This window comes from Sphingobacterium sp. SGL-16 (assembly GCF_011043515.1).
Lineage (GTDB): Bacteria > Bacteroidota > Bacteroidia > Sphingobacteriales > Sphingobacteriaceae > Sphingobacterium > Sphingobacterium litopenaei.
This window is the reverse complement of record NZ_JAAKGQ010000019.1, coordinates 59,303-67,170: the sequence shown is the minus strand read 5'-3', so window position 1 is coordinate 67,170 and position 7,868 is coordinate 59,303. Positions and strand designations below refer to the sequence as shown.

The window sequence follows — 7,868 nt, the reverse complement described above, 5'->3', positions numbered from 1 at the left end:
AATCGATCGGAGGTTTTACAAACTCAATTCTTTGCTCATTAATCTTTTGCCTTATCTTCTCAATCTGAGCCTGAAAAAAAGGCACCTGAGTTTTTAAATTACTTTCAATAGTAGATTGTGCCTTTTCCATTTCCTTTTCAGTATTTAATATATTTTCTTTAAGATTTTTGTCCTCAAGTTGATAATTTTCCTTTTTTGTATTTATTTCATTTTCTGTCTTTATTTCTATATTTCCCACACTCAACTTTAACTGTTCATCTATTCTATTCTTCAAACGTGTTTTTTTCTCAGCAACGACTTCAATTTCATTTATAAAATTAGAGTATAAACTATCCATGGCTTGAGGAAGAACTTGATGATCGCCATTATTTTCCTTCGCTCTATTATAAGCACTTTGACTAATTAAACCCTTATCTAGAGAGCCGACTTCCGTTGCAATAATATTATCTAACACTTGTTTAAATTCTATCAATGATTGTTCTTGAAAACTTAACTTTTCCATTGGTTTGGTATCTCTTTGCGATTGAACATAATTGTTATTAACTTGAATTTGATTTATCGGAACTCCACTCAAAACTTGAATAGCACGATCTTTCATATCATGAAAAGTATTTAGAAACTCTTCAACTGTTTTAGAAAAATTCGTCACAATAACATTTTCATGGTTATTTTTAGCATTTTTAGACCAATTGTATGAGCCGTTTATTACCACTTCTTTATCTATAATGCAAAATTTTTGATGCATCATACCATATCCTACATTTTTGATCTTTATCACCTCCCCATTTGGTTTAGTATTTAATAAATCAAAATCCAGTTTTTCGTTATCAGCATGTTCCGCTATGATTATTGAGATTTCTAATCCCTGATCTGCCTTATTCAATAATATTTTAAACAGATCGTCATCAGTAAACCATGCCATCGCAACAAGAATCTCCCTTTGAGCCTCTAATAATTCCTTCTTAATTCTTTCTATAATTTCCTTATTATCTGAAAGACTATCCTGAACCAAATGTTGATAATTCATTTAAGGTTTTTATAAGTAGTTAATAATTACTCAAATCTACCTTACAACCAAATGCTTTTCTTACGGGTTCCCGTAATCGCAAACTTTTTAATAAAAAAAAGTAGACCAATTATGGCCTACTCATCTTTTCATATTTATGTTAATTTGGGGTTAGATAAATAGTAATGTGTGTGTTACTATATAATTCCTTTGTCCTTGCAGTAAGCGACTAATTGTTCATTTTTGGTAAAAGACAACACCTCACGCATCGTGCTTAATCTTTTTTCTATACTGCTGAGCCCTGATGGCTTGATATTTTTTTGTTTTAAATAATTCGGAATTTCCTTTTGTTTGATTCCTTCGGACAGCAATTTAATTATGTGTATATCTACATGGCTAAATTCGTAAGAATTCTGTTCTTTCAGTGATTGCTTAATGTCATAAGACATATAAGATTGACCATTGGATATTGCTTGCAGAGCTTCTTTCAGATGTTGGGCATCATGTCTAGCTTTGCGCACATAGGCATCGATACCATATTGGTGGAACAATTTATTGACAATGGCAGGTCTATTTTCCCCTGAAAAGACAATAATCTGAATGTCAGGATGAATGACCTTAACAGCTTTAATCAATTCCACACCACTTGTTATGCGCTGTACATTATGATCCTCTTCAAAAGAAAGATCCGTAATTAACAAGTCATAAGGCTCTTTATTTTGCAAAGCCTTACTCACCCAAGCTAATGCGTCATCACAATAATAGACATATTTAGCTTCTTGCACCCCCAAATCATTTAATGTGCGCTGTACTGAAATATTGGCCACTTCGTGATCTTCTGCAATTAAAACTTTTTTGAACATATATTTCTATTGTTTACTCGAAAGGAACCGTGATAATAATATGTGCTCCTTTCTCTCTTGTCAAATCAAAATTAATTGCTCCTCCAATCTTTTCCATACGGTTTCCCGTATTCATAAGTCCATTGCCTTTTTTTATTTCTGCAGGAAAGCCAATTCCATTATCTATATAATGAATTCCCAAAGCCACACCTAGTTCTTCCACCTTAAAAATCAACTCATTAGCCTCACTATGTTTGCGCATATTCACTAAAAGTTCTTGTATTACAGGAAGTAGTTCTTTCCGATTTTGTGGAGATATTTTTTTCCATAGTTCCTCCTCATTTCCGACAATAAAGAGTTTTAAATTCTCGTGAGCAAATGATTTCAATAAGTAGGAAATTTCTTTTGAGAAAGGTTTTTCAAGATCTTTTTCTTCTGTCTCATACGAGATATCTCTAGATTTCTCATACATGATTTCTAATTTATCCAATAAATCCTCCCGATCTAAATCTTCAATATTTTCTAATTCGGACATGACGCGATATATCCCATTGGCAACAACATCATGCACCTTTTTAGATGTTTTGAGTTTATTTTCTTTGATTCTGTTGTCGGCCTCCAATTGAAGCTCTTTCTTACGTTTATTGTATCTATACACAAAAAAAACAATGCCCAAAGATGTAGAAATTACAACCACAACTAAGATCATGCGTTGTTGTGCCAAATGTAAATCTTTATCCAACACATCCTTTTCCAACTGTAGATTTAACATTTTGCTTTTTTCAGCCTCGTACCGGATCATCGCATATTGATTGCTGGCCTTCAAACGAGCAATTCGCACACTGTCACTTAATTCTTTATATATCTTAAAATAATGTTGGGAGGAATCAGACTGTGTTAATTGAACCAACTTTTCCGAAGCATTAATTATATCTTTTGTATTATTTAACTGCGATGCTAATGCGTATGATTTACGCGCATAATACAGTGCTGAATCCTGATTTCGGTCCTTAAAGTAATAATATAAATGAGCATAAGATGCATTTACACCATACAAATCATTTTCTTTTTGACGAATAGCCAAAGCTTTACGTAAATCCTGAAGCGGATTGTAATTCAGGTCCACCCGCCAATGGCTATTTGCATAATTGGACAATGCGCGCGCGTACTCAGCCTGAGAGGATATATTCGATTGTAGAATCTTCTTAAAAATTTCACTAGCTTCCTTGTAATTATTGATATAGGATAAGGTTACAGCTTTATTGTTTTCATAGGATAAAGCCGTAACACTATCATAAGAATATTGGATAGCTAAATCGTAATAAGGTATAGCCTTTAAATGATCACCATAACCCGAAATTGCGTTGCCTATGTTATTATAGTTGTAAGCCAATAAAGCGGCATGAGAAGGATTTTCCTTGTTTATAAGTCTGTCCGCTTCAATGGAAGTTTCTTGCGAACCATAAAAATCGCCTTCCATATAAAGAGTTACAGCCATCTGTATCAAACAAGTAGCTGCATTGAGGCTATCTCCTTTTGCTAAAAATTCATCTGAAGCTAAATCAAAATAGATAAATGAACTATCTAATTTATTTTCCTGAAGTAACTTATTAGCTGTTAGATAATTAATATTAGTGGTATCCGTTTTCTTAGAATCCAACTCAGAAGTCTGTCGATTTTGACAAGAGAAAATGAATAGCAAAAAGAATAAAAGTAGAGTATAATAGAGTTTCAATGCGTTAAATTATTAATTATTTGGTATAACAATTTAGTAAAAAATAAAGACAGGTAAGATATACCTGCCTTTATTTTTTTTAAGCATTATTCATTCCTAAAGGAAGAATTGGCGGAATAGGTGGAATTGGAGGGCGAACTATGGATTTATCACCCGTATTTTCTTCACCATTATTTGCAATAATTGTACTTTCATTCTGTAAAGTGCATACTGTCCCCGTACTCCATAGCAAGGCTATGAACAAAATCATTTTCATTTTATAAAAATTTAAGGTCAAACAAATTGTCTTAGCAGTTTCCTATCTGCCAAGCACAGTCTATTTCAGAAGGCCTTCTGATTTTGTGGGAAGCGGTATGTACTAAGGGAAGATATTTATACTTCCCATTTTTAAATATGCCCTCAACACATACCTTTTAAAATCCATTTTATATATTTACCGCTAACTAACCTGCGGAGATGTTTGGATTTCTTTAGCAAAGATATTCTCGTTGATAAGGCATATATGCAGATATTTCCGATATTTCTGCTAATTCTGATTTTTCCGTAAATGGAATGTGTTTAGATTAAGTAGACTTTTTCGTTACATTTTATACGTTGAAATGTTACATCCAATACAACCTAAGTATGTTTGAATTTGATAGATTTAGATCCGAAGTTTTAAACGATTACATCGCCAAAAAAGATAATTCGTCCATGTCTACACGATTGAGCAATCCTTCGCCAGCTAATCTTAGAGATTACGCTATAAGCTGTGTTAAAGATGGATTGACAGCTAATGATATGCCTATTTTTCAGGAATTTTTTAATCCCGAAAAAAGCTATGAAAATATTGAAAAAGCAATTCGAAAAACAGATTTAGGAAAAATGAAATCCGTTCAAAATTTTCTAATTGGCAATACAAAAGAACCTAGCGAAATAATTGTAAAGTTAAGTGCAGTCTTAATTGATTTTCAGCCGCGTCCATATCATAAATGGAGAGCAGAAAATCTAGAAAATGAAGAAACGGATATATCAGAAACTACCGATGAAAAGCATTTTACAAAGGAAAAGATAGAGGAAAAACCGAATATTAAAGAGGAAAATGAAAATATTGAGAAGCCTAGAAATCTTAACTGGTTAAGTAAATTATCTGGTATAAATAAAAAATCACTTATTTCAATAATGAGTGTTGCATTAATACCTATAAGTTTTATTACGTATAATCAATTAAAAACTAAACATTGTGCCTATTGGGACGGCGAACAATATATTTCGATAGATTGTGGGGAATCATTATCCAGTCATGTGATCATTCGGGTAAACGATGGGGCTATACTCAACTTGAAAAAGATTACCCGCCCAGATACCTTAACGAAAAAAGATAAAAACAAGGTATGGTATTCTAAAATAAACAATGAAGTGGAATTTTTTACATATCCTGGAGCTCATCCGATACATAAGGACAAACGTCTTAAGCCTGCCACTGAATATATTATCCAAAAATATGGTCGAACGGATTCTTTGAATGCGAGTAAATACAAATAAGAGGATGTTTACCCTATCCTTTCGAAAATAGCATAGTGTAAGTGTAGTGAGAAGTCTAAAAAAGATTCTCATTTCGTCTCGAAACAATAATTAACAATAAATCCCTTGCTTATTTGAGCAAGGGATTTGTTCTACTTACAATCCACAAATCTTTTCTAAATAGTGGTATTCAATACCAAAATAAGCTTTAGTGGATTTCAATTTATCTAAGATTTCAGCTTGTTTAGCTTTATCAATGCTTTTCTTGATGGCTACAATCATCACATTCTTAGGTGTATGAGCATCTGAAATAAACTGCATCACCTTCGTTTGGTAACCAAAATATTCCAATATCAACGAACGGATTCCGTCTGTTAACATTTCAGCATGACGCTCCAAGAAGATGCCATGTTTAGTCATAAAGGACAAATCATTTTTTGCTTTGACCTGTTCCAACTGGCGACGGACTTGCTTGTGGCAACAAGGAGCCACGACAATAAGATTCGCATTGTGCTGGATACCTTTGTAAATTGCATCGTCTGTTGCGGTATCGCAGGCATGCAACGCGATTAAAATATCCAAATCCGATTGCGGTTTATAATCCTCAATCGTTCCCTGCACAAAATTCAGCGCATTAAATTCTCTTTTCTGCGCGATGGCATTACATAATTCCACCAAATCCTTGCGGTATTCTACGCCTTCGACCTGTGCTTTACGCTTCAATTCATTGTTTAGGTAATCATACAAAGCAAATGTCAAATAACCCTTTCCTGCTCCCATATCAACCACACGCAATAGATCCTTAGCAGGCAAAGCATTCAACTCTGTACTTAACAATTCTATATAATGGTTGATTTGCTTCCATTTATCTTGAGCATTTTTATAAACCTTACCATGTTCATCGGTCAGGCGCAATTCCTTCAAATATGTTTTATTAGAATCGCCTACCTTACGTTCCTTTTGTTTGTCATGGGACAAGTGCATAGGTTTTGTAGCAGTAGGATTCTCGGATTTCAGCGTCCAAACCTGTTTGCCATTCAGCTCACAAATTTTATTCTCCGCAGTTGTAAACAGCGTACAGATTCGAAAACCTTTTGGATCGAGCAGCTGTTCTATCTCCGCAAGACCTGCCTCTACCTCAAAATTCTTGGTAATATCACGTGTTTTGTAGCGGTAGGTAAAGGAAAGTTTAAGCTCGCGCTTTATCAGTACAGCTTTGATGTAGATGTTCTTTAGCTGTTCGACAGTGCCTTTGTAATTTCCCAAAGACATTTTGATAAAGCTCTCATTAGCTATACTTTCATTAATTTGAGTCAAGAATGTGGGTAAAACGCTCATGTGTGTCCTATTGATGAATGGCACAAAGATACGAAAAGCGCCTCCGAAGTTGAATTTTGAAGAATATCTTTTTACTTTTGAACCACATTACATTCATATGCAAAACCCAAAAATTCAAGCCGTTTTTTTCGATATTGATGGTACCTTACTGAGTTTCAAAACCCACGAAGTAGCTGCTTCTACCGAAGAAGCCATCGAACAATTGCAAGCCAAAGGTATTAAAGCCATCCTTTCTACAGGTCGTTCGATCAATAGTATTGATCATGTGCGCTATCTTAACTTTGATGGTTATATCACTTTCAATGGCGGATACTGCGTCACTAAAGAAGGCGAAATCCTACTTAAAAAAGCGATTGATCCGAAGGATATACAATCTATCTTAGACTATGCCAAAGAAAAGCCGTTGAGCTTTTCGTTTATGTCCGAAAAGGAAGTGACTATTCATGATGTGACTCCTGAAATAGCAGGTATGTATGCCCACCTTAATCTTCCTGTCCCGCCGTTGGTAGATATTGATAGAGTGGATATCACGTCTATTCTTCAGACTAATATCTTTATGGGACCTGAAGAAGAGAAAGAATTTATGCAACAAGTAATGCCAAACTCTTTGGCTTCACGCTGGTCTCCCCTGTTTGCTGATGTAAATCCACAAGGACAAAGTAAGCAAGTAGGTATTGATGTGTTTTGTGATTACTTTGGTATTGATAGAGCTAATACAATGGCGTTTGGCGATGGTGGTAATGATATTACTATGCTGAAGCATGTGGGTATAGGCATAGCCATGGGCAATGCCAATCCAGAAGTGAAAGAAATTGCCGATTATATTACTGATGACGTTGACTCAGACGGTATCTGGAATGCTTTAAAGCATTTTGGTATTTTGTAGATTTTGTCTTAATTTAACAGTAAAAATCTTATTGTCTCTTAATAAAATCAATGAATCTATCATTTCCACCGAGTATTTTCGGAGCATGCTGTGATCTATTAATGGATATTGTAGTTGTGTCAATGGTAATTATTTGCCTATATTGTGGTATTCAGTAAAGAAAGTAAAACAGGAAGGAAATTATAAGGCGCATAAAAACATTCAAGTTACGATGTTTCTAATCTTGTTTTTTGTTGTATTGCTTTTTGAATACGACATGAAGCAAATGGAGGTATCTTTGAAATGGTAAAAGGTTCTTCGTATGAAGGTACTTTCTTTCTCAATTTTATGATTTACTTCCACACGTTCCTATCCATTACGACTTCATTGATCTGGATTATTTTGATTCCAGTATCTTGGAAGAAATTTGGAAATAATCCAAGACCAGGTAAATTTAGCAAAACTCACCGTCTTTGGGGAAAAATCGGCATGTGGGATATGGCGTTGACTTGTATTACAGGATTGATCTTGTATATATTTGGCTTTATGCTGTAAATCTGAAACAAAAAATGAAATTCT

General features: G+C 34.3%; 8 protein-coding genes. 3 read left to right on the top strand and 5 right to left on the bottom strand.

Annotated features, from left to right (window positions below):
• From G5B32_RS08640 to G5B32_RS08625, 4 genes are all read right to left on the bottom strand, one after another.
• A partial coding sequence (locus tag G5B32_RS08640) for a phospholipase D-like domain-containing protein (RefSeq protein ID WP_165291139.1) occupies nt 1–1,027 on the bottom strand: 1,027 nt, incomplete at its 3' end.
• Between the two features lie 176 nt (nt 1,028–1,203).
• Nucleotides 1,204–1,869 carry a response regulator gene (locus tag G5B32_RS08635; protein WP_165291138.1) on the bottom strand — a complete coding sequence of 222 codons (666 nt, stop codon included), beginning with the start codon at nt 1,867–1,869 and terminating at the stop codon, nt 1,204–1,206.
• A 13-nt stretch (nt 1,870–1,882) separates the two neighbouring features.
• The gene (locus tag G5B32_RS08630; RefSeq protein ID WP_165291137.1) at nt 1,883–3,508 is read right to left on the bottom strand and encodes an ATP-binding protein; all 1,626 of its coding nucleotides are present in this window, start codon (nt 3,506–3,508) and stop codon (nt 1,883–1,885) included.
• Between the two features lie 154 nt (nt 3,509–3,662).
• A complete protein-coding gene (locus tag G5B32_RS08625; RefSeq protein WP_165291136.1) occupies nt 3,663–3,833 on the bottom strand; it encodes a hypothetical protein in 171 nt (56 codons plus the stop codon).
• Nucleotides 3,834–4,207: 374 nt separating this feature from the next.
• On the opposite strand from G5B32_RS08625, the gene G5B32_RS08620 reads away from it, so the two are divergent.
• Nucleotides 4,208–5,107, top strand: a complete 900-nt coding sequence (locus G5B32_RS08620; RefSeq protein WP_165291135.1) for a hypothetical protein — start codon at nt 4,208–4,210, stop codon at nt 5,105–5,107.
• Between the two features lie 135 nt (nt 5,108–5,242).
• Here G5B32_RS08620 and G5B32_RS08615 read toward each other — a convergent pair whose 3' ends face one another.
• Nucleotides 5,243–6,424 (bottom strand): class I SAM-dependent methyltransferase, encoded by a 1,182-nt coding sequence (locus G5B32_RS08615; protein ID WP_165291134.1) that lies wholly within the window; start codon nt 6,422–6,424, stop codon nt 5,243–5,245.
• A gap of 97 nt (nt 6,425–6,521) precedes the next feature.
• Between G5B32_RS08615 and G5B32_RS08610 the strand changes: the two genes are divergently transcribed.
• Both G5B32_RS08610 and G5B32_RS08605 read left to right on the top strand, forming a co-directional pair.
• Entirely contained in the window at nt 6,522–7,310 is a 789-nt protein-coding gene (locus G5B32_RS08610; protein WP_165291133.1) for a Cof-type HAD-IIB family hydrolase, read from the top strand.
• Nucleotides 7,311–7,592: 282 nt separating this feature from the next.
• Entirely contained in the window at nt 7,593–7,844 is a 252-nt protein-coding gene (locus G5B32_RS08605; protein WP_165291132.1) for a DUF420 domain-containing protein, read from the top strand.
• The last annotated feature ends 24 nt before the right edge of the window (nt 7,845–7,868 follow it).